Genomic DNA, 24,602 nt, shown 5'->3' with positions numbered 1-24,602 from the left:
TAATAAATTAGACAAACATAAAATATCGTTTATATTTGTCTAACTATTTAAACGTTTTTATTAGACAAAATATTAATAAATTTATTGGTTATGAACCTTTCTTTAGATAAAGTGTTCATTTTCAATATTTTTAAACAAAAAAATTTATTGGAAGTATCTTCTTATATTTATTACAAATGGTAAATAATAAAGTAATAATTATTGGTTCTGGTTTCTCTTCGTTATCTGCTAGTTGTTATTTAGCTAATGCCGGATATGATGTGTCAGTTTATGAGAAGAATGCAACCGTAGGTGGGCGAGCTCGACAGTTAAAAAAACAAGGTTTTACTTTTGATATGGGACCAAGTTGGTATTGGATGCCTGATATATTTGATAAATTTTTTGCTCATTTCGACAAGAAAACTTCTGATTATTACGCCTTAGATAAATTGAGTCCAGCATATCAGATATTCTTTGCCGATGATGTTATTACCATTGGTGATTCTCTAGAAAAAATTTGTATCGAATTTGACCGTATCGAAACAGGGAGTTCAAAATACCTTCGAAAGTTTATTGCTGAAGCACAAGAAAATTACTCTATTGCTATAGATAAAGTCGTTTTGAAACCTGGTATTTCTCCTTTTGAATTAGTGACAAAAGATACCGTATTAAAAGTGGATCAGTTTTTTAAAACAATAAGTGGGGTAGTTCGCAAGAAATTTGGGAATCCTAAATTAGTTTCTACTCTTGAATTTCCTGTGCTTTTTCTGGGAGCAAAACCCAATAATACTCCTTCGTTTTATAGTTTTATGAATTTTGCCGATTTTGGCTTAGGCACATGGCATCCAAAAGGAGGTATGTTTGAGGTAGTAAAAGCTATGAACAATCTTGCTCTTGAATTAGGTGTAAAGATTTATACTGACCACCAAGTTGAAAAAATTGTTGTTAAAAATAAAAGGGCAGTGGGGATTAAATGTGGGGGAGTTGAATTTACGAGTGATTACATCATTAGTGGTGCTGATTATCATCATTCAGAATTATTGTTAGATGCTAATTTAAGGCAATATTCCGAGTCTTATTGGGATAAAAAAACGTTCGCACCTTCATCTTTACTTTTCTATATCGGATTTGATAAAAAGCTTGAAAATGTAGAGCACCATAATCTATTTTTTGATACGGATTTTGAGCTACATGCTGAAGAGATTTATGATAATCCCAAATGGCCATCAGATCCTTTGTTTTATGCTAATTTTCCCTCGGTAACCGATAGTAGTATGGCTCCGGAAGGGTGTGAAACTGCCTTTTTCTTGGTGCCCATAGCACCAGGATTAGAAGACAATGATCAACTTAGAGCACAGTATTTCGATTTAATAATGGAGCGCTTTCAACAAAGAACAAATCAACAAGTTTTAGAAAATATAATTTTTTGCGAATCTTTCTGTGTGAATGATTTTATTGAAGAATATAATTCGTACAAAGGTAATGCATATGGTATGGCGAACACCCTTTCACAAACTGCATTTTTAAGGCCAAAATTGCAAAGTAAGAAAGTTGAAAACTTGTTTTTCACAGGTCAATTAACTGTTCCAGGACCTGGAGTACCGCCAGCATTAATTTCCGGTAAACTTGTAAGTGATTTGATTATAAAGCAAAATGAACTATGAAAAAACTGTTTGATAATTCGAGTTATGATTGTAGTAAGTTGGTTACTAAGACATATAGTACTTCATTTTCAATGGGGATTAAATTATTCTCCCCTAAAATTAGACCCGCCATTTACGCCATTTATGGTTTTGTAAGATATGCCGATGAAATAGTAGATACCTTTCACGATTATGAACAAAAAACTCTATTTGATGAATTCGAACAAGAGTATTATAAAGCTGTTGAACGTAAAATTAGTCTGAATCCTATTTTAAATGCCTTTCAAGAAATAGTGCATAAATACGATTTAAAGGTTTATGTTCAAGATTTTATGGACCGAATGCGCATGGATCTAGACAAAAAAGAATATACTTCTAAAGAAGAATATGAGAATTATATTTACGGGTCTGCAGATGTGGTAGGTTTAATGTGCCTCAGAGTGTTTGTTAATAATGATGAGAAGAAATATAATGAACTAAAAGGGTATGCTATGCGTTTGGGTTCTGCTTTTCAAAAGGTTAACTTTTTACGTGATATTAGACAAGACAATGAAGATTTAGGTCGCTCATACTTTCCTAATTTGGTAAATGGAGAGTTAACTGAACAATCTAAAGCAGAAATTCTTTTGGATATAGAAAGTGATTTTGCCGAAGCCTATAAAGGTATAGTCTTGCTTCCTCTTGAAGGCAAATTAGGGGTGTATCTGGCGTACAGGTATTACTTGCGTTTGCTACAAAAGATAAAAAGAGCGGATTGTAATAAGATTATGAATGGTCGAATTCGTATTTCTAATTCATTAAAGTTGGTATTATTGACCAAAGCTGTAGTTCGTTATAGATTAAATGTTATATAACGATTTTTAATGAAAGTATTATTTAAGTTTATATTCATTTAAAGAGCTGTTTTAATGGTTGTTTTGAGTTACATATCTTTAACTATAGTGGTGTTCTTACTAATGGAAGTGGTGACTTGGTGTACGCATAAATATGTAATGCATGGTTTTTTGTGGGTACTACATGAGGATCATCACCAACCAAAATATCAAGGCGTTTTTGAAAAAAATGATGCTTTTTTTGTCATTGGAGCTATTCCTAGTATTCTGCTTTTTTATTTTGGCACTTATCCAAGTTTTAATTATTTGTTTTTTATAGGATTAGGAGTTTTTCTCTATGGTCTCAGTTATTTTTTAGTTCATGATGTAATCATACACAGAAGGTTTAGCTGGTTCGATAATGTACGAAGTCCGTATTTAAAAGCTTTGCGAAAAGCACATAAAGTACATCATAAACATCTAGGTAAAGAAGATGGAGAATGCTTTGGTATGTTATATGTACCAATAAAATATTTTAAACAGTTTCTTTAAAATGCAATCTTACACGTATTTAATAATAGATTTGAGTTGTATTTCTATTCCTTTTATAGCAAGTTTTTATCCTAAACATGCTTTTTATAAGGAGTGGAAGTCATTTTTTTTGGCCAATATTATTGTTGGATTTTTCTTTTTAGTATGGGATGTTGATTTTACCTTAAATGGAATTTGGGGTTTTAATCCTGATTATGTAATCGGACTTAATATTTTCAACTTACCAATTGAAGAGGTTCTATTTTTTGTAAGTATACCATATGCTTGTGTTTTTACCTATTTTTCTTTGAAATATTTAGTAGAGAATAATCCTTTGGTCTCGTTTCAAAAAGTGATTTCAATACTACTAATTATAATCTTACTTCTAATTGGTTTAATGTCTTTAGATAAATGGTATACCAGTATTACTTTTCTCTTAACTGCTTCGTATTTAATTTTTCAGGTAATTAGAAAGCGAGACCTATCCTATCAATACCTATCTTATTTAATAGTTTTGCCATTTTTCTTTGTTAGCAATGGTATTCTCACTGGTAGTTTTTTAGAGTCACCAATAGTTTGGTATAATGATGCTGAAAATTTGGGTATACGTTTATTTACCATTCCTGCTGAAGATGTTTTTTACGGAATGTTGTTGATCTTCTTGAACATTGACTTATATGAATATTTTAAGTCGAAATTTTTAACCAACTAATTTCAGGGCTTCCCTTTTACTTAGCGAATGTAAATTGGTAGTAGCTACAAATTCAATAACCCAAGTGGCGTTTGTTCTACTATATTGCCGAAGAATCCAACCTATAGCTTTATTAATAAAAAACTCGTTTGACCCAAGTAGAGCATTGATAGTTTTTTCTAAAAACATTGTATCAATTTTGTCTTTCCATTTTAATTGAAATAGTAAACAACATCTTTGTAACCAAATATTTTCTGAAGCCATCCATTTTTTAGTAACCGCATCTCGTTGCTCGGGAAATTTCTTGAAATAATCGGAAATTAAATTCGTAGCAATGAAATCTACAGTATCCCACCAAGAATTATTAACCACCATATATTCAAACAAAAGAATATCTTTTAGTTCAAGTTGCTTGGTGTATTTATGTGCTAACTCTTGTGCGAAATAATGAAACTCTCTTTGTGGTTTTTGCCAAAGCGTTCGAACAAGTTGATTTAAATTATCTTTAGATGGTAAATATTGTTTTACTAAAAATGGCTTTTGGGCAGTTCTTCGAACCGGACTTTTCATGCCATAGAACGTAAACTGATTGCGTAAGTATGCTTTTTGGACAGCAGCAATGTCAGAGCTTCCAACAGCCTCAAATTCTTGTGCGAGTGCTTTTATGTAATCGCTATCCATTCTTAATATAGTACACGATCATAATTAGGAGGTAGTAACTCTTTTTGACTTATAAAGTTTCCATTTGAATCAAAGAAAATTTCTATGTCGGTTTTTCTTTTATTCAATTTACCACGAACTAATAATTTGTAATTCATATCAGATATCATTAAATTTTGAAAGGAATTTTTAATAGTTTTTTCAACATTTTGTTCAGCATTTTTAGAATACAATTGTAGCATTTTTCGAACCTTAACATTTTCGAAATTCTGGGCCAAGTAATTCGATATCTTTTGAAAACTATCTTCAGGTATATCTACTTGTTTTATTAATAACGATGCAGCCTTAAATCCACCATTTTTGTCAAAATCCATTTCATAAAATAGACGTGATTTTTTAAATTTTGCTGTGTAAGTTTTTTGACTGCTATCAATTTCTTGATAATACTTTAATCGCTTTATACCCGTACTATTATTAGTTAACGTTTCAATAGCTTCAACTGGGAATTGTGATTTTTTTATACGATGCTGTCTTTCAATTCTGTCTTGTGCTAAACTATTAGTGCATATTGCAGTTGTAAAAATTAAAAGAAGGATGTTTTTAAACTTCGTCATATCTAAAACATTTTGTTTCGTGATCATTTATCATTCCAATGGCCTGCATAAAAGCATAGACTACCGTACTGCCGACAAATTTAAAACCTCTTTTCTTAAGGTCTTTACTAATGGTATCGGAGAGGGGAGTATTACCCGGTGCATCTTTGTAGTTGGTAACTTTATTTTTAATCGGAGTATGATTTACAAACGACCATATATAGGTGCTAAAACTACCAAATTCTTGCTGTATTTGCATAAAAAGTTGTGCATTGGTAACCGTTGAATTAACTTTTAATTTGTTTCTGATGATACCGGCATCTTGTAAAAGTATATCCTTTTTCGATTGGTCGTACTGCGCTATTTTCTTATAGTCAAACTGGTCAAATGCTTTTCTAAAATTTTCTCGTTTTCTAAGAATGGTAATCCAACTTAAGCCAGCTTGAAAAGTCTCTAGAATTAAAAATTCAAAAAGTGTATCGTCGTCTTTAACGGGTGTACCCCATTCTTTGTCATGATATTCTTCATATAAATCATCACCAAGACACCAACCGCATCGATGTTTTTCCATCCAAATACTTTTTATATAAAGATAACTTAATTAGTAAGTATGCTACATTTTATTAGTTATGTTTTGCCTATAAAATCGATTAATGTAAGTGAGTAATCTGTTGTTTAATGGTGGAAGTAATTATAAAAACCATACAATACAATAGTAATACTTTCGTTTTTAAATTGTAAAACTATTAGATATTAATAGTAATACTATTATATTTGTATTTTAACATATAGAATTAGTCATATGGAGCAGTTATTAAAGTCATTAAAAATTGGAATGAATGATAAAATTTATGTAAAAGACCCCGAATCTTCAGATTTGGGTAAACGTATTGTTCAGGAAAGTATCTTACTGATTAATGAAATAGGATTTGAGTCTTTTACTTTTAAAAAATTAGGAAGTAAGATTGGATCTAATGAAAGTTCTGTATATCGCTATTTTGAAAATAAACATAAGCTACTACTGTATCTGACTTCATGGTATTGGGGTTGGATAGAATATAAATTGGTGTTTGCTACTCATAGTATTCCCCCTAGTATAGAAAAGTTAACCAAGGCTATAGAGATTGTAACAAAAGAGACTATTGAAGACTCTTCTTTTTCACATGTTAATGAAGTGGTATTAAATCGAATAGTTATCAATGAATATTCTAAATCGTATTTGACTAAAGTAGTGGATGCTGAAAATAAGGAGGGTTATTTTGCTATTTATAAAAGATTAGTAAACCGCATTAGTGATATAATAAGAGAAGTTGATTCTACCTATAAATTTCCATTAAGTATGGCTAGTACTATACTTGAGGGTTCTTTACATCAACATTTTCTCAAAGAACATTTTAGCTCTTTAACAGATTGTAATGATAAAAATGACCCAACAAAGTATTTTTTAAATCTAGTATTCAGTTCTTTAAATACATAAAATAATGGCGAAAAATACCATGACTGCTTGGCAGAGACTAATGGGTCTTTTAAAACTGGATAAAAGAGATGTTTTGCAGGCTTTTTATTATGCCATATTTGCTGGACTAGTTAACCTGTCGCTTCCTTTGGGAATTCAAGCTATTATTAATTTAATTCAAGGTGCTGAGATAAGTACTTCTTGGATTGTTCTTATTGTCCTAGTTACTGGCGGAGTGGCTTTTGGAGGGATACTACAGTTGATGCAAATACGGATTATTGAAAATGTTCAACAAAAGATTTTTACAAGAGCATCTTTTGAGTTTACATACCGATTTCCAAAAATAAAAATGAGTGAGCTTCGCGATTATTATCCACCTGAGCTGGCTAATCGTTTTTTTGATACGTTAAATGTACAAAAGGGACTAGCAAAGATTCTTGTTGATTTTCCAGCAGCTATTTTACAGATAGTTTTCGGCTTATTACTACTGTCTTTTTATCATGCATTTTTTATTATTTATGGTCTTTTGCTAATCCTATTAATTTATGTTGTTTTCAAATTTACTGCTCAAAAAGGCCTTGAGACAAGCTTAAACGAATCCAAACAAAAATATAAAGTAGCACATTGGATTCAAGAAGTAGCAAGATCTTTGGTGAGCTTTAAATTGTCTGGTACAACTAGTCTTGCGGTTGATAAAAATGACATGTTGGTAAGTCAATATCTAGAGGCTAGAGAGAGTCACTTTAGAGTTTTAGTGCTTCAGTTTATTCAAATGATTGGTTTTAAAGTACTAGTTACAGCAGGCTTATTGTTAATAGGCGGTTTGCTTGTTTTAAATCAAGAAATGAATATTGGGCAGTTTGTTGCCGCTGAGATAATTATTTTATTGGTCATATCATCAGTTGAGAAATTGATTCGTGGCTTGGAGACCATCTATGATTTATTGACATCCCTAGAAAAATTAGGGCAAGTTGTAGATAAGGATTTGGAAAATCAAGAGGGACAAATGACTTTGAAAGATTCGGGTGAAATCACTGTTGAATTCGATAGTGTCTCAATTAGTGTTCCTGGTAATGGGAAAAAGATTCTGGATGAAATTTCGTTTAAAATTGAACCTAAGAGTAAAACACTAATTAATGGTGCTAATGGCTCAGGTAAATCTACCTTACTTAGAATTATCGCAGGCCTTTTAGAGCCTGATGAAGGAAGTATTTATATTAATAATGTATCACTAAAAGGAATTAATCCAAACCATTATCGTTCTTTTCTTGGGCAGTCATTAACAGAAGAAAGTCCTTTTGAAGGCACTATTTTGGATAATATAACTTTTGGAGATAAATCAATTACGCAAAAAGATTTGTATTGGGCGATAGAGGGTGTTGGTTTGTTACAATTTATAAAAGAACAGCCAGATGGTTTAAATACTATCATATACCCTGAAGGAAAACAGATTCCATTTACGGTTTCAAAAAAGATTGTTTTGGCGCGGAGTATTGTTCGAAAGCCCAAATTATTGATACTTCAAGATCCTTTGTACCAGTTTGAGCAACTAGAAGCAGCACAGTTAATAGATTTTCTAACGAATGAAAGTAACCCCTGGTCCCTCGTAATAGTTAGCCAAGATGAGAAATGGCTAACTAAATGTGACCATGTTTTTAATTTGGAAAATGGAAAAATTATTTATAATAAATAGGAATATATGCTGAACATTTCAAATAATCCTGTAAATAAAACGGTTCATTTGCGGGGATTTAAATCCACTGAAAGAGTATTTCACAAACGACACTATAAACACTTTAATCGTTTTTTGTTCGGCTCTGCAATTTTTGTTGGGATAGTTCTTTTTTTGCCATGGACACAAAATATTCGTTCCAAAGGTTATTTAACAACGCTTAAACCTAATCAGAGACCACAAACAATTCAATCGCCAATACCTGGTAGAATAGAAAATTGGTATGTTCAAGAAGGTGATTATGTAAAAAAGGGAGATACCATTTTATTCATTTCAGAAGTAAAAGGGGAATATTTTGACCCGCAATTGGTGGAGCGAACAGGTAAACAGATTAGTGCTAAATCGGCTTCAGTTAAATCGTATGAAGGCAAAGTGAAAGCGCTACAAAATCAAATTGCTGCGCTGCAAAATGAACAACAATTGAAATTTGAGCAGGCTAAGAACAAATTAATACAATCAAAATTGAAAGTTAAGAGTGACAGTATCGATTTTGAGGCTTCTAAAACAAACATTAGTATCGCAGAACGTCAGTTTAATCGAGTAATGCAATTGGAGTCAGAAGGACTTAAATCACTTACTGATGTGGAAGAAAAGAAGCTAAAGCTACAAGAGACACAAGCAAAATTGATTTCACAAGAGAATAAATTGTTAGCTGCAAAGAATGAAGTGTTAAATGCCGGTGTAGAAATTAATAGGATAAAAGCAGAATATACCGATAAGATATCAAAGGCAAGAAGTGATATGTTTACAGCACAATCGAGCCAATTTGATTCTGAAGCGCAGGTTACAAAATTGGAAAATCAATATACGAATTACGAGATGCGGAATGAGATGTACTACATTCGTGCTCCACAAAATGGATACATTAATAAAGTGATTCAAGCAGGAATTGGTGAAACCTTTAAAGAAGGTGATCGTTTGGTAGGTATCATGCCTGCAAATATAGATTTAGCTGTAGAGACCTTTGTAAAACCAATTGATCTCCCTTTAATACATCTCGGTGAAAAAGTTCGAATTCAGTTCGATGGGTGGCCTGCTATATTTTTTAGTGGATGGCCTAATGCATCTTATGGAACTTATGGGGGCGAAATAGTGGCGGTAGATACTTTTATTAGTGAGAATGGAATGTATAGAATATTGCTAGCTCCGGATTCCGCTGATGTGCCTTGGCCATCTGGTATACGGGTAGGTTCTGGTGCAAATACGATTGCGCTTTTAGAAGATGTGTCTATTTGGTATGAATTATGGAGGCAATTAAATGGATTTCCAGCTAATTATTATCAACCAGAAAGTGCTAAATCCGAAACTGTAAAAAAATAATATGCAGAAGTATTTATCATATTTATTGCTGTTGTTAACTTTTTCACTTCATGGACAAGTTAATGACTCTTTAGTGCTTGGTTTTAATGAGTATTTGGGGTATGTGAAAAAATACCATCCAATAGCTAAGCAAGCTGAGTTAACAATCGGAATTGGTCAAGCTAACTTAATGAAATCTCGTGGTGCATTTGATCCGAAAATAGAGGTAAATTATGACCGAAAAGAGTTTAAGAGTAGCACTTATTTTAATCGACTAAATGCCGCCTTCAAAATACCCACTTGGTATGGTGTTGAACTTAAAGGAGGTTTTGAGCAGAATGATGGAGATTATTTGAACCCATCTGAATCAGTACCAGAAAATGGATTGTATAGCGCTGGTGTTTCAATGTCTCTTGGACAAGGGCTATGGATAAATGAGCGAATGGCAACCTTAAAGCAAGCTAAATATTTTAAAGAGCAAAGTAAGGCGGATAGAGATTTGTTGATTAATCAAATTCTCTATGAAGCTGCATTGGCATATTTTAATTGGTTACAAGCTTATAATAAAGTAGAAACTTATAAGAGCTTTTTAATTAATGCCGATGTTCGTTTTAAAGGAATTAAAAAGAGGTCAGAATCAGGTGATTTGGCTGTAATTGATACCGTAGAAGCGAAAATTGCGATTCAAAATAGAATGCTAAGCCTTGAACAAGTTAAGGTAGAACTAATGAAAAGTAACCTAGAACTTTCTAATTTTTTATGGATTAATAATAATGTACCTATGGAGTTGCAATCGAATGTGATTCCGGACACAGACATACAAGGTGAAGTTGATGCGACTTTAGAGATTATGGGAAAGCCATTAGATAGTTTTAGAATAGAGAATCATCCGAAGTTGAAATCATTAGGTTATAAGATAGAAGGCCTTAGAGTAAATAGAAATTTGAAAGCTAATAAGCTATTGCCTAAAATAAACTTAGAATATAATTTTCTCACAGAAACTCCAGAGTATATTAACTCACTGCAAACCTTCGATTATAAAGGAGGAGTTAGTCTAAACCTTCCATTATTTCTAAGAAAAGAAAGAGGTGACCTTAAATTGGCAAAATTTAAATTACAAGATGCGCAATTTGATTTGGACAATGCTGAAATAGAACTTAAAAATAAGATTGTCAGCATTTACAGTGAACTAGATTCATATGAGACCCAGATGGCATTAATAAATAACATAGTCTCAAATTATAATACGCTGTTAGCTGCCGAAGAAAGAAAATTTAGCTTTGGTGAGAGCTCATTATTTTTAATAAACTCTCGCGAAGGCAAACTTATTGATGCTGAACTAAAACAGATAGCACTTCAGAATAAATTTTTCACCACTAAAGCAAGATTGTTTAACAGTTTGGTAGTGAACCCTAAAAGCTTGTAAGCTTATTCAATTCTTAGCGACCAAAGGTGACTTAAATCATATTTTTATGATTAACTGAATTTTAATTTTGCTTAAAATTTAATAAAATGGCTGAAACCCAAATCGACAAGAAAAGTACTGCAGTACTTATTAAAGAGGGCCTCCGAAAGGCAATTTCATATCAAGATTATAGAGCATTAGTGGCGCAGTTGTCTGAAGATGGTAAGTCTACAGGGCCAGAACAATCGGAGGCTTTGGCTAATTATACGCAATTGAATAATAGACGTATGAAACGATGGGATAAAACCTTGAAATTCAATGAAGAAGCTATTGCTGAAATAAAGCAGAAAAATACTAAAACAACTTGGTTGGTTTTAACTGAAAGCTGGTGCGGCGATGCCTCACCTGCATTACCAGTTGTAAATAAGATTGCGGAGTTGAACTCGAACATAACGCTTAAAATTATTCTACGCGATGAGAATGTCGATTTAATGAATCGATTTCTAACTAATGGTGGAATGTCTATCCCTAAATTAATTAGTATTGATGAAAGTACTCAAGAAGTTATTGGAGAATGGGGACCAAGATCAAAAGCTGCAACCAAACTAGTAGAAGATCACAAATTAGTAAATGGTGGAATTCTACCAGAATTTAAAGAGGAAATACAAGTTTGGTATAATAAAGATAAAGGGCAGAGTATTCTAATAGACTTATTAGAGGTAATGGATATTTAACGTGCCTTCTCTTGGAATATGTAGGTGATAGTGCCTTTCTGTGTTGATCTTTCGGCAGTATTAAACTTAGCTTTTAAAGCATAGGTTATAGCATTGTCTACTAAACAACCATTAGAGGTTCCTGAACTTTTAGCATTGAAATCGGCATGAGAAACATTGCCTAAAGCATCTACAGTAATATTAACAACTACTTTTCCACCTTCAATACAAGTGTAGATAGGAGGTGGTAATCTGTAATTATTTCTGTTTACTAATGAGTAGGAAACAGAAGTTCTTCTTTTAGCTAAGTTATTTGTGAATTCTTTTTTCTCAGCCTCTTTTTCTCCTAAGAGTTGTTTCTTTTCTTCTCGTTTTCTAGCCAATTCTTTTACGCGTTCTGCATATTCAGAATCTACATTAGGTCCATCTAAAGGATTATCTGTTGAAGCTTCTTTTTCAGCCATCAACTCTTCTAATGTTTTTAAAGGTTCTGGGTCACCATAACTTGGCTTGGCAGTTTCATTATAAGCTAAGTGGCTTTTTATTGGGTCGGCATTAGCTAAATCTTCTAGAGCTTTTTTTTCTTCTAGCAATTCTTCAATATCTTCTTCAGCTAACATCATCTCTACGATGTACTCATCTTCTTCAGCATCCGCTTTACCTAAATTTAGGTTGTAAAGCCCTAATACCATTATACCCATCGAAAAGATAGTTATTAGTAATGATAATTGTTTGCGGTTCAGGTTCATAAGAGCTATAACCTCGTTTTAAGAAAATTATTTAAATTATTCGATGAACGGAAAAAATGCTGGATATTTTCGTTATACGGCATCCTCTCCGAGTAATTCTTTCTCAAAATCGTGAGGATCTTGAGCATTATTTACGTGATAGACCCCTATTTTGGTTCTTCGTAATTCTGATAAATGGCCCCCACACTTTAATATTACCCCCAAATCGTGTGCCAAAGACCGAATATAAGTGCCTTTGCTGCAAACAATTCTAAATTTAACATGCGGAAGCTTTATTTCTGTAATCTCATATTCTGAAACAGTGACTTTTCGCTTCTTAATTTCAATTGCTATTCCTTCTCTAGCGTACTCATAAAGTCGTTTACCGTCTTTTTTTAATGCAGAAAAAATTGGTGGTGTTTGTTCTATTTCACCAATAAATCCTTGAACTGCACTTTGTATTAATTCTTCTGTAATATGTTCAATAGAAAAAGTTTTGTCAACTTCGGTTTCTAAATCGTAAGATGGAGTAGTGCTACCTAGAGTAATTGTGCCGGTGTATTCCTTTTCTTGCCCTTGTAACTCGTTTATTCTTTTTGTGAATTTCCCCGTGCAGATTATAAGAAGTCCGGTGGCAAGTGGATCCAAGGTGCCTGCATGACCTATTTTAATCTTTTTTAAATCGAATTTCTTTCGAATCGACCACTTTAGTTTGTTTACAGCTTGAAATGATGACCAACCCAAAGGCTTGTCTATAAGTAATAATTGGCCCGCTAAAAATTCTTCTTTAGTTTTCAAAACTGAACTTTCGATTTATGTATATCAGAAATAAACCTATGTGGTCTTTATTTAAAAAGGAAAATTACGGACTTTTTAAGTGATTTGAAATTATCCCATGAAACTATATGCAATGGCAATAGCGCCAACAATAAGACAATAGATGGCAAAATAGGATAGTTTACTCTTTTTCACCAACTGTATCATCCATGTACATGCTGCAAGACCTGCTACAAAAGCGGCAATAAAACCAGCGCCCATGGCTACATTGTTGTCACCATCAAAAGTAAGTTCGCCACTCATTAAATCTTTAGCAATCTTACCGAAAATTAAGGGTACTACCATTAAGAATGAAAAACGAGCAGCTTTTGTTTTGTCTACTCCTAATAATACAGATGTCGATATTGTTGCTCCACTACGAGAAATACCTGGTAACATAGCAATAGCTTGCGATACCCCAACAATAAAGGCGTTCTTGAAACTTACTTTTTTATCAGTATCCTTGGCTTTATCAGCGAAGTACAATAAAACTGCAGTAATCAAAAGCATAAAACCTACAAAACGTATATTACCGCCAAAAAATGCTTCTAATTCTTCTTCGAAAAAGAGTCCCACTAGTACTGCGGGAATCATTGAAATAATTATCTTGACTGAGAACTGTGTTTCTTCATTCCATTTAAAACTTAAAAGACCTCGAAGTATCTCCCATACATCTTTTCTGAAAATAACTATGGTGCTTAATGCAGTTGCAAAATGAAGAATTACAGTGAATAAAAGGCTTTCTTCTGGAACAGAATTATCGCCTAAAATGGCTTTTCCTAATTCTAAATGACCACTAGATGATACAGGTAAAAATTCTGTTAAACCTTGAATTATGCCTAAGATAATTGCGTCAATTATATCCAAAATTATTTGGTCTTATGTGGATTCAACAATATGGCATAAATTTCAATTCCTAATCCAATTAACACTAGGGTAGGTGCAAGACGTATTCTTCGAAAATTATAAATTTCAGGATTGAAAACATTAGGGTCGTCACTACCCCCGCCACTCATTAATATAAAGCCTAAAGTAATGCATGCTAGGCCTATAAACATAAACAAGTAATTCTTCTTTTGAAAGATGAATTCTTTTTTCGTTTGTTGATCTGCGCTATTATAATCTTTTTTGCCCATGCTGCAAATTTAGTCTTTTCCTTCAACGGTTAAAAATGAATTTTCTTGTTCGTAGAATTGCTTAAACTCCTTGTTTTTATACGCTTTATGATAATCTACAAAAAGTACTTAGTAATAAAGATCATCTGTTCTAAGATTTAAGAAACGTTGTGCGGCAAAATAGGTGCTTAGAAATGCGATTAAAATACCAAGAACAAAAACACCAATAAATAGAATCCCTAACAACGTGTAATCGCCTAAAACAGTTAATTCTGGAAATGATTTTTCGGCATAAAATAATGTGCCAATTAAAGCAATACTGGCAACTAAGGCACCAATCATCCCTAATTTTACGTTGGTCCAAATAAATGGCCTGCGAATAAATGTTTTGGTAGCTCCAACCATTTGCATGGTTTTTATTATAAATCGTTTTGAGTAGATAGAAAGTCGAATAGAACTATTTATTAATAGAACAGCTATAAATGTGAATATTGCGCACGCTACCAAAACCCAAATGCTAATTTTTCTAATATTATCGCTTAATAAACCTACCAGTGGTTTATCATAGGTTATGCTGTCGATATATTTTTTTGTAGAAAGTTCGGCTACAATCTCTTCCATTTGTTCGGGAGTTACAAATTCTGATTTTAAAGTAATATCAATGGAATTTTTAAGAGGATTGTATCCTAAAAATTCTTCAAAATCTTCACCTATTTCTTCCGCATGTTTCTTAGCAGCTTCTTCTTTTGAAACATAAATTGCAGAATTTGTATAATCAGCCGATGTTAAGCTTTTTTCTAACTGGTTTATTTCTACTTCCTTGGCAGAATCTTTAAAAAATATAGATACAGAAATCTGTTCTTTAAAATGGTCTGCCATTTTTTTGGCATTTAACACCATTAATCCCAATACTCCCAATAAGAATAGGACTAAAGCAATACTTAATACCACAGAAAAATAAGAGGATATTAATTTGCGTTTTTGATAGCTTTCAAAAGATTGTGCCATTTATGAAAATGTTGAAAGAGTAAAGTTAGCAAAGTAAATTTGAAATATATTAAAACAACTAACATTACGTTCATTAGATGAATGAGTGTGTATGAATTAATGCTCTAAAACAATAAAAAGTTGTTATTCTATTAGATTTAAAAATATCAAGACCTGGACTTTGGTTTCCTACAATTTGGATTTACCTGGTGCCTTTTAGTAATCAAGATAGTTTTTGGAACTCTTGGTTGTTTTGGTTGGGATTTATTTTTGTCACCTTCCCTTTAAATTATTTAGTCTATGGCTTAAATGATTATAATGATGAAGAAGCTGATGCCGTTAATAAAAGAAAAGGGAATTTTTTATTTGGAGCAAAGGCGCCAAGAGCGCATTTAGATGGTTTATTGAAAAAAATCACTTTGGTGATTTTGCCGTTTATAGTGATTTTTACATATCTATCTGGGTTTAAGATGTTTTTGCTTTTAGTATTTATGGTGATAGTGAATATTGCCTATAATTTTAAGCCTTTACGTATTAAAGAACGCCCGCCATTTGAAATTTTTATTCAAATTGGATATGTTACTACCGCTTTCTTTGCAACAGTACTGAACAATCTAGAAATGTTGCCCTGGCAAACCTTAATTTACCTTTCTCTTTTTGCTTTTCAAGCGCATATTGCAGGAGAGATTATGGATATTGAACCAGATATAGCAGCTAATAAGAATACAACTGCAACATTGCTGGGTCGTAAAAACACAAAATTGTTGATGTTATTTATACTGCTAATAGAATCATTTCTAGTTTGGTATTGGTTTAAAGATTTTGTTTTGAGTCTCTTTTTATTAACGTTTTCAATGTGGTTAATTTTAGACGTGTTCTTTTTGTTTAAGGGTAAACCATATTCGCTATCTCAAATGAAGATGTTCGGTTATGCCATTAATATATCTGCATTATTGTCGATGTTATGGGTGCTTTATAGCGGTAAATTATTAATGGTCTAAAACGGCATAGTACAGTGCTTTCCTTTCGCCTTTCCCTTATTAAACTTATTTTTGCCGAGCAAGAAAATAGACCATGAGCTACGATTTTAATAGTATTGAAGATAAATGGCAGAAGTATTGGGCAGCCAACCAAACTTTTAAAGCCGAAAACCCAGGAAGTCCTGGGGCTGAAAAGCCTAAATTTTATGTCTTAGACATGTTTCCGTATCCTTCGGGCGCTGGTTTGCATGTAGGCCACCCTTTAGGGTATATAGCGAGTGATATCTATGCGCGCTATAAAAGGCACAAAGGTTTTAATGTGTTGCACCCACAAGGATACGATTCGTTTGGCTTGCCGGCTGAACAATATGCAATACAAACAGGGCAGCACCCCGCAATTACCACCGAAGCAAATATTAAAACGTATAGAAGGCAATTAGATCAATTGGGTTTTTCTTTTGATTGGAGTCGCGAGGTACGTACCTCAGACCCGAAATATTATAAATGGACGCAGTGGATTTTTATTCAACTATTTAATTCGTGGTATAATATTGATTCTGATAAAGCAGAAGATATTTCAACATTGATTACTGTTTTTTCTTCGGATGGAAATTCCAACGTAAATGCGGTTTGTGATGAGGATATTATAGCATTCTCTGCAGCTGAATGGAATGGCTTTTCTACTAAAAGACAACAAGAAATATTATTGCAATACCGATTAACATATTTGGCGGAAACCGAAGTAAATTGGTGTCCGGCATTGGGTACTGTGCTTGCTAATGATGAAATAGTTAACGGAGTTTCTGAGCGTGGTGGTCATCCTGTTATTCGAAAAAAGATGACGCAATGGAGTATGCGAATTAGTGCTTATGCACAACGTTTGCTCGATGGATTAAATACTATAGATTGGCCGCAACCACTAAAAGATTCGCAAACCAACTGGATTGGAAGATCACAAGGGGCTGCTGTTACATTCTATACCACAGACGAAAATAAGCACCCGATAGCAGTGTTTACAACACGACCAGATACTATTTTTGGTGTTAGTTTTATGACACTAGCTCCTGAACATGATTTAGTTGCAGAAATTACAACAGCTGAACAAAAGGGGGAAGTTGAAGCTTATATCGAAGCCACTGCAAAAAGATCGGAACGTGATCGTATGGCTGATGTGAAAACTATTTCAGGAGCTTTTACTGGTGCTTATGCCGAACACCCTTTTACCAAAGAGCCAATTCCTATTTGGATTGGCGATTACGTGTTAGCTGGCTATGGAACCGGTGCAGTAATGTCTGTGCCATGTGGAGACCAACGCGATTACGATTTTGCAAAGCATTTTAATGTTCCGATTCCTAATATTTTTGAAGGAATTGACATCTCTGAAGAAGCTTTTGCCGATAAGGAGAAAACAATAATTGCAAATTCTGATTTTCTAAATGGACTTCCGTATAAAAAAGCAGTAAAAACGGCTATCTACGAACTAGAGAAATTAGGACAGGGTAAAGGAAAAATTAATTATCGTTTGCGCGATGCTGTTTTTAGTAGACAGCGGTACTGGGGAGAACCTTTTCCTGTGTATTATGTAGATGGAATGCCGCAAATGATTGCTACTGAACATCTACCAATTACTTTACCGGAAGTTGAAAAATATTTACCTACTGAAACTGGCGAACCACCATTAGGTAATGCTACTAAATGGGCTTGGGATACAGTTGCAAATAAAGTTGTAGATAATACCGAGATCAATAATGAAACAGTTTGGCCTTTAGAATTAAACACCATGCCAGGTTGGGCAGGTAGTTCACAATATTTTAATAGGTATATGGACCCTGAGAATGATGATGCTATTTTCTCAGAAGAAGCAATTAATTATTGGCAAGATGTTGATTTATACATTGGTGGTAGTGAACATGCTACCGGGCATTTGTTATACAGCCGTTTTTGGCAAAAATTCATGTTTGATAAAGGTTTGGTTCCTAAAGATGAGTTTGCTAAAAAGCTGATTAACCAAGGAATGATTACGGGTACGAGTGCTTTTGTGTATCAAGTAGTTGTTGGGGCGATAGCTACTGACAACTCGGCTTTTCTTGGTAAGCCGATTAAAGGGAAATCAAATTTATTCATCTCATGTGATAAAGTGCATCTAATAGGATATGAGCCAAATTACCTTGGCTATATGGAGACGGAGAAATCAAAAGAAATTTTTGATTTTGTAAGACAATATATTTCCGAACCGAAGAAGTACTATTTTTCCGAAGATGGTACTGATTTTGAATTGGGACTAAAAGTATTAAGAAGACGAATTGATGTTAATACCGTACTAGGCACTAACGAATGGGATGTAAACTGGGTGGCAAATAGTGAGGGAAGCCGACTGAAGGATGACGTTGATTTTTATTTGAATGAAGATGGTAAATATGTAGTCGAGCGCGAAGTCGAGAAAATGTCGAAGTCCAAGTACAATGTTGTAAATCCAGATGCCATTTGCGAAGAATATGGCGCTGATAGTTTACGACTGTATGAAATGTTCTTAGGGCCATTAGAGCAATCTAAACCGTGGAATACAGCTGGTATAACGGGTGTTCATTCATTCTTAAAGAAACTTTGGAAATTATATTCGCCAGTGATAGAAGGGTTGCAAGATGCTGTTGATACCAAGCCATCACCTGAAAGTTTAAAAACTTTACATAAAACAATTAAAAAGGTGGAAGAAGATATTGAGAATTTCTCCTTCAATACTTCAGTATCTACTTTTATGATTTGTGTAAATGAGTTAACTGCACAGAAATGTACAAGTCGTGATATTTTAGAGCCTTTAGCTATTTTGGTATCCCCTTATGCGCCACATATTGCCGAAGAATTATGGTCAAAATTAGGTCATAATGAGTCTATTTCAACCGTAGCATTTCCGAAATTTGAACCCTCTTATTTAGTAGAAAGCAGTAAGAAGTACCCAATTTCATTTAATGGTAAAATGAAATTTACTATGGAACTTTCTTTAGATCTATCCAAAGACGAAATTGAAGCAGCGGTAATGGCCCATGAAAAAACACAACAACAATTGCAAGGTCGTGAACCAAAAAAGGTAATAGTTGTGCCTGGTAAAATTGTGAACATTGTTGGTTAAATTAGGTCACTATGAATGCTATTGAAATCTTAGGACTTGTTGCGGCAGTAGTTACGACTTCATGTTTTATACCACAGGTTTATAAGATTACCAAAGAAAAGTCTACGAAAGATATTTCGCTATTAATGTATTTAATTATGGCATTGGGATTATCACTTTGGTTAATTTATGGTATCGCAATAAACAGTCTTCCTGTAATGCTAGCTAATGGTATAACGCTAATACTAGTTTTATGGATAATTATTCTCAAATTAAAATATAAGTAAAACGACATTTTGGCGTCTTTTAATTTTGGCTAGATATTTGCTCTTTATATTGTAATTTTAAAGTTCACTAACTAAAAATAAATATATGTTTGGATTTGATATGGGCTACATGATTATAGCTGGAGTGTTTTCACTCATAAGCATGTGGGTAGGTAGCAAACTGAAAAGTAAGTTTGCGAAGTATTCTAAAGTTCAATTACGTAACGGAATGAGTGGTGCTGAAATCGCAGAAAAAATGTTGGCAGATAATGGTATTAGAGATGTGAAAGTTATTTCTACTCCGGGTATGTTGACAGATCATTATAACCCCGCTAATAAAACGGTAAACTTAAGTGAAGGTGTATATAACCAGCGAAACGCAGCGGCAGCGGCAGTAGCGGCTCATGAATGTGGGCATGCTGTTCAACATGCAACAGCTTATAGTTGGTTGCAAATGCGATCTAAGATGGTACCCATTTTGAATATTACCAATAAGTTTTCTATGTGGGTTATTTTTGGAGGATTAATGCTTATGGGTACTACTGCAATAGGTGGTACTATTGCTTGGGTTGGAATTGCACTTTATGGTATTGGAACGCTCTTTAGTGTTGTTACTTTGCCTGTTGAATATGATGCTAGTAATAGGGCCTTAGCTTGGTTAAAGAATAAGAATATGCTTGCTCCGGATGAATATGATGGTGCTGAAGATGCTTTAAAATGGGCTGCTCGTACATATTTGGCTGCCGCAATAGGTGCAATTGCAACATTGCTGTATTTTGCAATGAAAGTTGCAGGTGGTAGTAGAGATTAATAAGTAATAGATAAATGAAAGCCTTCTTAGAAAATTTTCTAAGCAGGCTTTTTTATTGCTTATATATTAGAAAAAGTTAGATTGAAATCTGTCGATCTATTTGCTGATTCAAAGAGATAAAAGTTTCAGTTCTAGACACTCCTTCTATTTGCTGTATTTTCTTATTTAATACTTGCATTAAATGTTCATTGTCTTTGCAAAGAACTTTTATTAATATCGACCAGTTGCCGGTAGTATAGTGACATTCTAAAACTTCTGGAATTTTCTCAAGCTCTTTTACGGTGCTTGGATTACTCATAGCCTTATCTAAAAATATTCCAATATAGGCCATAGTCGTATAGCCTAATATTTTCGGATTGACTATAAATTTAGAACCTGTCATTAAACCAGAGCTCTCTAGTTTTCTTAGTCGCTGGTGAATTGCTGCACCCGAAATTCCAATATTTCTTGCTATTTCTAAAATTGGAGTACGAGCATCGTTCATCAAAAATTTTAGTATTTTTTTGTCAATACCATCAATTTTGATGTTTTTGTTATTTGATTTCATGGTTTGGGTTTCAAATTGATGGTAAAATTAACAATTTGACTATAAATAAGAACAGCAATTTATCGACTTTCTAAGGAAATGGACTAAATAAATGCTTGTATTGAGTAATTTTTCTAACGAAAGTGAATCCTGATTTTTAATGAATTAAATTTAGCTCGCTACTGAATCAGGATTATATCCCAAATAAGGAACTTCATATTCATTAAATAGTATTCCATATTTTTCGAGCTCTTTTAAAATGGGTTCATAAACTTCTTTAGCCAAAGGAATTTGAACTCCAGGAGTTGTAATTTTTTTATTTAGTATTAATAATGCCGCAATAGCAACAGGTAGACCTACGGTTTTAGCCATCGCAGTATGCGTTTGGTTTTTGCCAATAACTACCATATTAGAATCTATCTGATGTTTCTTGCCATTTTGTTCAAAACCAAATTTATGGTACATCACAATCATATCCTTATCGTTCTGATTTAACGTCCAACTTTGTTCTAATATTTCCTGAAGAATTTGTGCTGGAGTTGCATTGGCTAATGTTATCCTTTTATTCGAATCAAATAAATTGAGCTCCAGTAATTTTTCCCACATAATATCATCTTGATCAATTTTTAAATAAAGACGAAGTTTTAATTCAACAGTGTCTGTAGGAGAGTAAGGTAGAAAGAGATTTACAAATTCCCGATACGACATACCTTTTGAATTGGCTATGGTAAAGCTGTCGTCAGTCATACCTAGTTGTACAAACATATTCCATGCACGTGAAAAACCAACTCTGCGCATAGTGCCCCTATATAGCGTAAGTATGTCTTTTAAACCATAGGCTTCTCTATATTTTAAAGAATCTCTATTTGCGTATCCTTCGAATTTCCCATATCCTTCAATCTCAAAGAATTCAGTTCTTCTAAATAGTTTATGATACGGAATGTATTTATCTGTACCTTCTTGAATAAATTTTGCTGTTCCACCTTGACCTGCAGTTACGACGTTTCTAGGATTCCAAGTAAATTTGTAGTTCCATAAGTTGTTGTCGCTTTCTGGGGCAACCAATCCCCCAGTAAAAGATTCAAATAATATTACTTTTCCACCTTTTTCTCGAATACCATCTAAAACTTTCATAGCACTCATATGATCAATACCAGGGTCTAGTCCAATTTCATTCATAAAAACCAGCCCTTTTTCTTTTACTTTGGAATCTAGTTTCTTTATTTCATCGCTTATATAGCTAGCTGTAACTAAATGTTTCTCTAGACTTAAACAATCTTCAGCAACTTTTATATGAAACCTTGCAGGAAGCATCGATATAACAATATCAGAATTGGCAATTGCTTTTCTTCGGGCATCATTATCAAAAACATCTAAATAAATCACCGTGCAAGCTTTGTGGTCTGAAACTCTTTTTGAAATATGCTCGGGATATAAATCTCCAATAGTTAAATGCAAATTTTCAGAAACTGACTGCTCTAGCAAATAATCTAATAAATGGGAAGTTGATTTCCCTGCACCAACAACAAGTATATTACGCATAATTCGAATTGTTTACCTTTGTTTAACGAAGCTCTAAGGTATCAAATTGTTATATTTATTCACTATTTCTTGATTTAGGTTATGAACAAAACAATATTTTTAACTGGAATTCTATTTGGTGTATTAGCAATTATCTTTGGGGCTTTCGGTGCTCACGGATTAGAAAATAAGATTACTCCAGAGGCCATTCAAACCTTTGAGACTGGAGTAAAATACCAAATGTATCATGCTTTGTTCTTACTTATTTTAGGAAGTCTTAATCAATTACCTGAAAAGAATAAAAAATGGATATTTTATCTTGTTGTCTTTGGGATATTTCTATTCTCTTTTTCTATTTATTTCTTAGCTACAAATGTTTTAACGGCCTTTGATTTTAAAACAATAGGTTTTGTTACACCTATTGGAGGTTTGCTTTTAATTATCGCTTGGTGTTTACTTGGCTTCGAATCTTTTAAGCGTTTCAACTAAAATATTCTCAATTTTGATGGTGTAAAATTATATTTATGATAATTTTGTATCAAAATTCAATGTCATTATTGAAAATATAATAAAAATGAAAAAAACAATTTCACTTTCAGAGTACGGAATTAAATCCGAAACTATTCATTATCAACTAAGCCCTACAGAACTTCATAACATCACTTTAGAGAAAGGAATGGGTAAAGAAGCTTCTTTAGGAGCCTTGGCGGTAAATACAGGTGAATTTACGGGACGGTCACCCAAAGATCGCTTTATTGTAAAAGATGCAATTACGGAAGAAAAAATCTGGTGGGGTGACATAAATATTCCTTTTGACCCCGCTAAATTTGATGCACTTTACGATAAAGTAATTTCCTATTTGAATGATAAAGAATTGTTCGTTCGGGATTGCTATGCTTGTGCAGATCATAATTATCGAATGGATATACGTGTAATAAATGAATATCCCTGGTCCAACCAGTTTGCATACAATATGTTTATTAGACCTACGGAAGAGGAACTAAAACATTTTGAACCTGAATGGACGGTAATTAATGCACCTGGTTTTATGGCTGATGCCTCTGTTGATGGTACAAGACAGCATAATTTTGCTATTTTGAACTTTACTAAAAAAATAGCCCTCATCGGTGGTACTGGTTACACAGGAGAAATTAAAAAAGGAATTTTTTCAGCACTTAATTTTATTCTTCCCGTTCAGAAGAACACTTTGCCTATGCATTGCTCTGCAAATGTGGGTAAAAACGGAGATACAGCAGTTTTCTTTGGTCTATCAGGTACTGGTAAAACTACATTGTCTACCGATGCCAATAGAAAGTTAATTGGTGATGATGAACATGGTTGGAACAATGAGAATGCTATTTTTAATTTTGAAGGAGGATGTTATGCTAAAGTAATTAATCTTTCTGGTGAAAATGAGCCTGAAATATTTGGTGCTATTAAAAAAGGAGCAATTCTTGAAAATGTGATTTTAGATGCTGATGGCAATGTTGATTTTGCCGATACTTCAATAACTCAAAATACAAGAGTTAGTTATCCTATTTACCATATACCTAATGTTCAGCGTCCGTCTATTGGTAAGAATCCAAAGAATATTTTCTTTTTGACAGCTGATGCTTTTGGTGTTTTACCTCCGATTTCAAAATTAACGCCAAGTCAGGCAGCGTATCATTTTATTTCGGGTTATACGGCAAAAGTTGCTGGTACAGAGGCAGGTGTCGTCAAACCTATCCCATCTTTTTCTGCTTGTTTTGGGGCTCCTTTTATGCCATTGCACCCTGCCGAATATGCCGAAATGCTTAGTAAAAAAATGAAAGAAGCTGGTGTAAATGTATGGTTGGTTAATACAGGTTGGACAGGTGGTCCATATGGTGTTGGTACACGAATGAAATTGAAATATACAAGAGCTATGATAAATGCAGTGCTAAATGGTGATTTAGGACTTTATAATTATGATGATTACCACATTCACTCTGTATTTGGTGTTGCGCAACCAAGAACCTGTCCTGGAGTGCCAACAGAAGTGCTAAGTCCGCGTACTACTTGGAACGATGATGAAGCTTATTATTCAACTGCTTTTAAACTTACGAATGCATTTCGCGAAAACTTTAAACAGTTTGAGGCTTACGCCAGTGAAGAGATTCGTAGGGGTGGCCCACAACGATATGCTTTTTAAATATTAAGCAGATGAGAAAACATAAAAAAATCCCTGAAACGTTAGTTTCAGGGATTTTC

Annotated in this window: 25 protein-coding genes; 15 read left to right on the top strand and 10 right to left on the bottom strand. The window is 33.5% G+C overall.

All coding sequences use genetic code 11. The annotated features are described in order from the left end of the window. The first annotated feature begins 176 nt into the window (after positions 1-176). Genes UH7x_RS05455 through UH7x_RS05440 form a run of 4 tightly spaced genes read left to right on the top strand, consistent with a single transcriptional unit; the run spans position 177 to position 3,677 of the window. Positions 177-1,643, top strand: coding sequence for a phytoene desaturase family protein (locus UH7x_RS05455; RefSeq protein ID WP_482362709.1), 1,467 nt, complete (start codon positions 177-179; stop codon positions 1,641-1,643). Then, positions 1,640-2,476, top strand: coding sequence for a phytoene/squalene synthase family protein (locus tag UH7x_RS05450; protein WP_482362708.1), 837 nt, complete (start codon positions 1,640-1,642; stop codon positions 2,474-2,476). Before UH7x_RS05455 ends, UH7x_RS05450 begins: the two co-directional genes overlap by 4 nt. Before the next feature lie 54 nt (positions 2,477-2,530). Continuing rightward, the gene (locus tag UH7x_RS05445; RefSeq protein WP_482362707.1) at positions 2,531-2,986 is read left to right on the top strand and encodes a sterol desaturase family protein; all 456 of its coding nucleotides are present in this window, start codon (positions 2,531-2,533) and stop codon (positions 2,984-2,986) included. 1 nt (position 2,987) lies between these two features. Continuing rightward, complete coding sequence (locus tag UH7x_RS05440) at positions 2,988-3,677, top strand: lycopene cyclase domain-containing protein (RefSeq protein WP_482362706.1); 690 nt, start codon at positions 2,988-2,990, stop codon at positions 3,675-3,677. On the opposite strand, the gene UH7x_RS05435 is transcribed toward UH7x_RS05440, so the two are convergent. The 3 genes from UH7x_RS05435 to UH7x_RS05425 are packed head-to-tail and all read right to left on the bottom strand — an operon-like array spanning position 3,666 to position 5,480. Next, complete coding sequence (locus UH7x_RS05435; RefSeq protein WP_482362705.1) at positions 3,666-4,337, bottom strand: DNA alkylation repair protein; 672 nt, start codon at positions 4,335-4,337, stop codon at positions 3,666-3,668. The two genes, UH7x_RS05440 and UH7x_RS05435, sit on opposite strands and share 12 nt — an antisense overlap. A 2-nt stretch (positions 4,338-4,339) precedes the next feature. Beyond that, the gene (locus UH7x_RS05430; protein ID WP_482362704.1) at positions 4,340-4,930 is read right to left on the bottom strand and encodes a hypothetical protein; all 591 of its coding nucleotides are present in this window, start codon (positions 4,928-4,930) and stop codon (positions 4,340-4,342) included. Further along, positions 4,917-5,480 (bottom strand): DNA-3-methyladenine glycosylase I, encoded by a 564-nt coding sequence (locus UH7x_RS05425; protein ID WP_482362703.1) that lies wholly within the window; start codon positions 5,478-5,480, stop codon positions 4,917-4,919. The genes UH7x_RS05430 and UH7x_RS05425 overlap by 14 nt, the downstream gene beginning before the upstream one ends. A gap of 231 nt (positions 5,481-5,711) precedes the next feature. On the opposite strand from UH7x_RS05425, the gene UH7x_RS05420 reads away from it, so the two are divergent. The 5 genes from UH7x_RS05420 to UH7x_RS05400 all read left to right on the top strand — a co-directional run bounded on the left by UH7x_RS05420 (position 5,712) and on the right by UH7x_RS05400 (position 11,535). Further along, on the top strand, positions 5,712-6,386 hold the full coding sequence (locus UH7x_RS05420; RefSeq protein ID WP_482362702.1) for a TetR/AcrR family transcriptional regulator: 675 nt from the start codon (positions 5,712-5,714) through the stop codon (positions 6,384-6,386). Between the two features lie 4 nt (positions 6,387-6,390). Next, the gene (locus UH7x_RS05415; RefSeq protein WP_482362701.1) at positions 6,391-8,058 is read left to right on the top strand and encodes a peptidase domain-containing ABC transporter; all 1,668 of its coding nucleotides are present in this window, start codon (positions 6,391-6,393) and stop codon (positions 8,056-8,058) included. 6 nt (positions 8,059-8,064) lie between these two features. After that, positions 8,065-9,417, top strand: coding sequence for an HlyD family secretion protein (locus tag UH7x_RS05410; RefSeq protein ID WP_482362700.1), 1,353 nt, complete (start codon positions 8,065-8,067; stop codon positions 9,415-9,417). 1 nt (position 9,418) lies between these two features. Next, entirely contained in the window at positions 9,419-10,822 is a 1,404-nt protein-coding gene (locus tag UH7x_RS05405) for a TolC family protein (protein WP_482362699.1), read from the top strand. Positions 10,823-10,908: 86 nt separating this feature from the next. Beyond that, on the top strand, positions 10,909-11,535 hold the full coding sequence (locus UH7x_RS05400; protein ID WP_482362698.1) for a thioredoxin family protein: 627 nt from the start codon (positions 10,909-10,911) through the stop codon (positions 11,533-11,535). On the opposite strand, the gene UH7x_RS05395 is transcribed toward UH7x_RS05400, so the two are convergent. The 5 genes from UH7x_RS05395 to UH7x_RS05375 form a co-directional block, all read right to left on the bottom strand. Continuing rightward, positions 11,532-12,215, bottom strand: coding sequence for an energy transducer TonB (locus UH7x_RS05395; protein WP_482362697.1), 684 nt, complete (start codon positions 12,213-12,215; stop codon positions 11,532-11,534). The two genes, UH7x_RS05400 and UH7x_RS05395, sit on opposite strands and share 4 nt — an antisense overlap. A gap of 120 nt (positions 12,216-12,335) precedes the next feature. Continuing rightward, positions 12,336-13,040 (bottom strand): tRNA pseudouridine(55) synthase TruB, encoded by a 705-nt coding sequence (gene truB, locus UH7x_RS05390; RefSeq protein WP_482362696.1) that lies wholly within the window; start codon positions 13,038-13,040, stop codon positions 12,336-12,338. Positions 13,041-13,130: 90 nt separating this feature from the next. Then, positions 13,131-13,925 carry an undecaprenyl-diphosphate phosphatase gene (locus tag UH7x_RS05385; protein WP_482362695.1) on the bottom strand — a complete coding sequence of 265 codons (795 nt, stop codon included), beginning with the start codon at positions 13,923-13,925 and terminating at the stop codon, positions 13,131-13,133. A gap of 2 nt (positions 13,926-13,927) precedes the next feature. Then, entirely contained in the window at positions 13,928-14,194 is a 267-nt protein-coding gene (locus UH7x_RS05380) for a DUF3098 domain-containing protein (RefSeq protein WP_482362694.1), read from the bottom strand. 108 nt (positions 14,195-14,302) lie between these two features. Further along, on the bottom strand, positions 14,303-15,181 hold the full coding sequence (locus UH7x_RS05375) for a cell division protein FtsX (protein WP_482362693.1): 879 nt from the start codon (positions 15,179-15,181) through the stop codon (positions 14,303-14,305). A gap of 125 nt (positions 15,182-15,306) precedes the next feature. On the opposite strand from UH7x_RS05375, the gene UH7x_RS05370 reads away from it, so the two are divergent. The 4 genes from UH7x_RS05370 (at position 15,307) to UH7x_RS05355 (ending at position 20,323) form a co-directional block, all read left to right on the top strand. Further along, positions 15,307-16,161, top strand: a complete 855-nt coding sequence (locus tag UH7x_RS05370; RefSeq protein WP_482363582.1) for a UbiA family prenyltransferase — start codon at positions 15,307-15,309, stop codon at positions 16,159-16,161. A 73-nt stretch (positions 16,162-16,234) separates the two neighbouring features. Beyond that, complete coding sequence (locus UH7x_RS05365; RefSeq protein WP_482362692.1) at positions 16,235-19,267, top strand: leucine--tRNA ligase; 3,033 nt, start codon at positions 16,235-16,237, stop codon at positions 19,265-19,267. Positions 19,268-19,278: 11 nt separating this feature from the next. Beyond that, positions 19,279-19,533 carry a SemiSWEET family sugar transporter gene (locus UH7x_RS05360; protein ID WP_482362691.1) on the top strand — a complete coding sequence of 85 codons (255 nt, stop codon included), beginning with the start codon at positions 19,279-19,281 and terminating at the stop codon, positions 19,531-19,533. Positions 19,534-19,618: 85 nt separating this feature from the next. Continuing rightward, a complete protein-coding gene (locus UH7x_RS05355; RefSeq protein WP_482362690.1) occupies positions 19,619-20,323 on the top strand; it encodes a zinc metallopeptidase in 705 nt (234 codons plus the stop codon). A gap of 76 nt (positions 20,324-20,399) precedes the next feature. Here UH7x_RS05355 and UH7x_RS05350 read toward each other — a convergent pair whose 3' ends face one another. Both UH7x_RS05350 and UH7x_RS05345 read right to left on the bottom strand, forming a co-directional pair. After that, positions 20,400-20,870: an Lrp/AsnC ligand binding domain-containing protein gene (locus UH7x_RS05350; protein WP_348148087.1), complete on the bottom strand. Its 471-nt coding sequence runs from the start codon at positions 20,868-20,870 to the stop codon at positions 20,400-20,402. Positions 20,871-21,020: 150 nt separating this feature from the next. Next, a complete protein-coding gene (locus UH7x_RS05345; RefSeq protein WP_482363581.1) occupies positions 21,021-22,394 on the bottom strand; it encodes a saccharopine dehydrogenase family protein in 1,374 nt (457 codons plus the stop codon). A 78-nt stretch (positions 22,395-22,472) separates the two neighbouring features. On the opposite strand from UH7x_RS05345, the gene UH7x_RS05340 reads away from it, so the two are divergent. Further along, positions 22,473-22,859: a DUF423 domain-containing protein gene (locus tag UH7x_RS05340; RefSeq protein WP_482362689.1), complete on the top strand. Its 387-nt coding sequence runs from the start codon at positions 22,473-22,475 to the stop codon at positions 22,857-22,859. Positions 22,860-22,944: 85 nt separating this feature from the next. Continuing rightward, positions 22,945-24,543 carry a phosphoenolpyruvate carboxykinase (ATP) gene (gene pckA, locus UH7x_RS05335; protein ID WP_482362688.1) on the top strand — a complete coding sequence of 533 codons (1,599 nt, stop codon included), beginning with the start codon at positions 22,945-22,947 and terminating at the stop codon, positions 24,541-24,543. Positions 24,544-24,602: the final 59 nt, after the last annotated feature.

It is taken from the genome of Aurantibacter sp. UH7 (assembly GCF_056839165.1).
The sequence above is the reverse complement of the archived record's forward strand: the minus strand, read 5'-3'. Positions and strand labels throughout refer to the sequence as shown.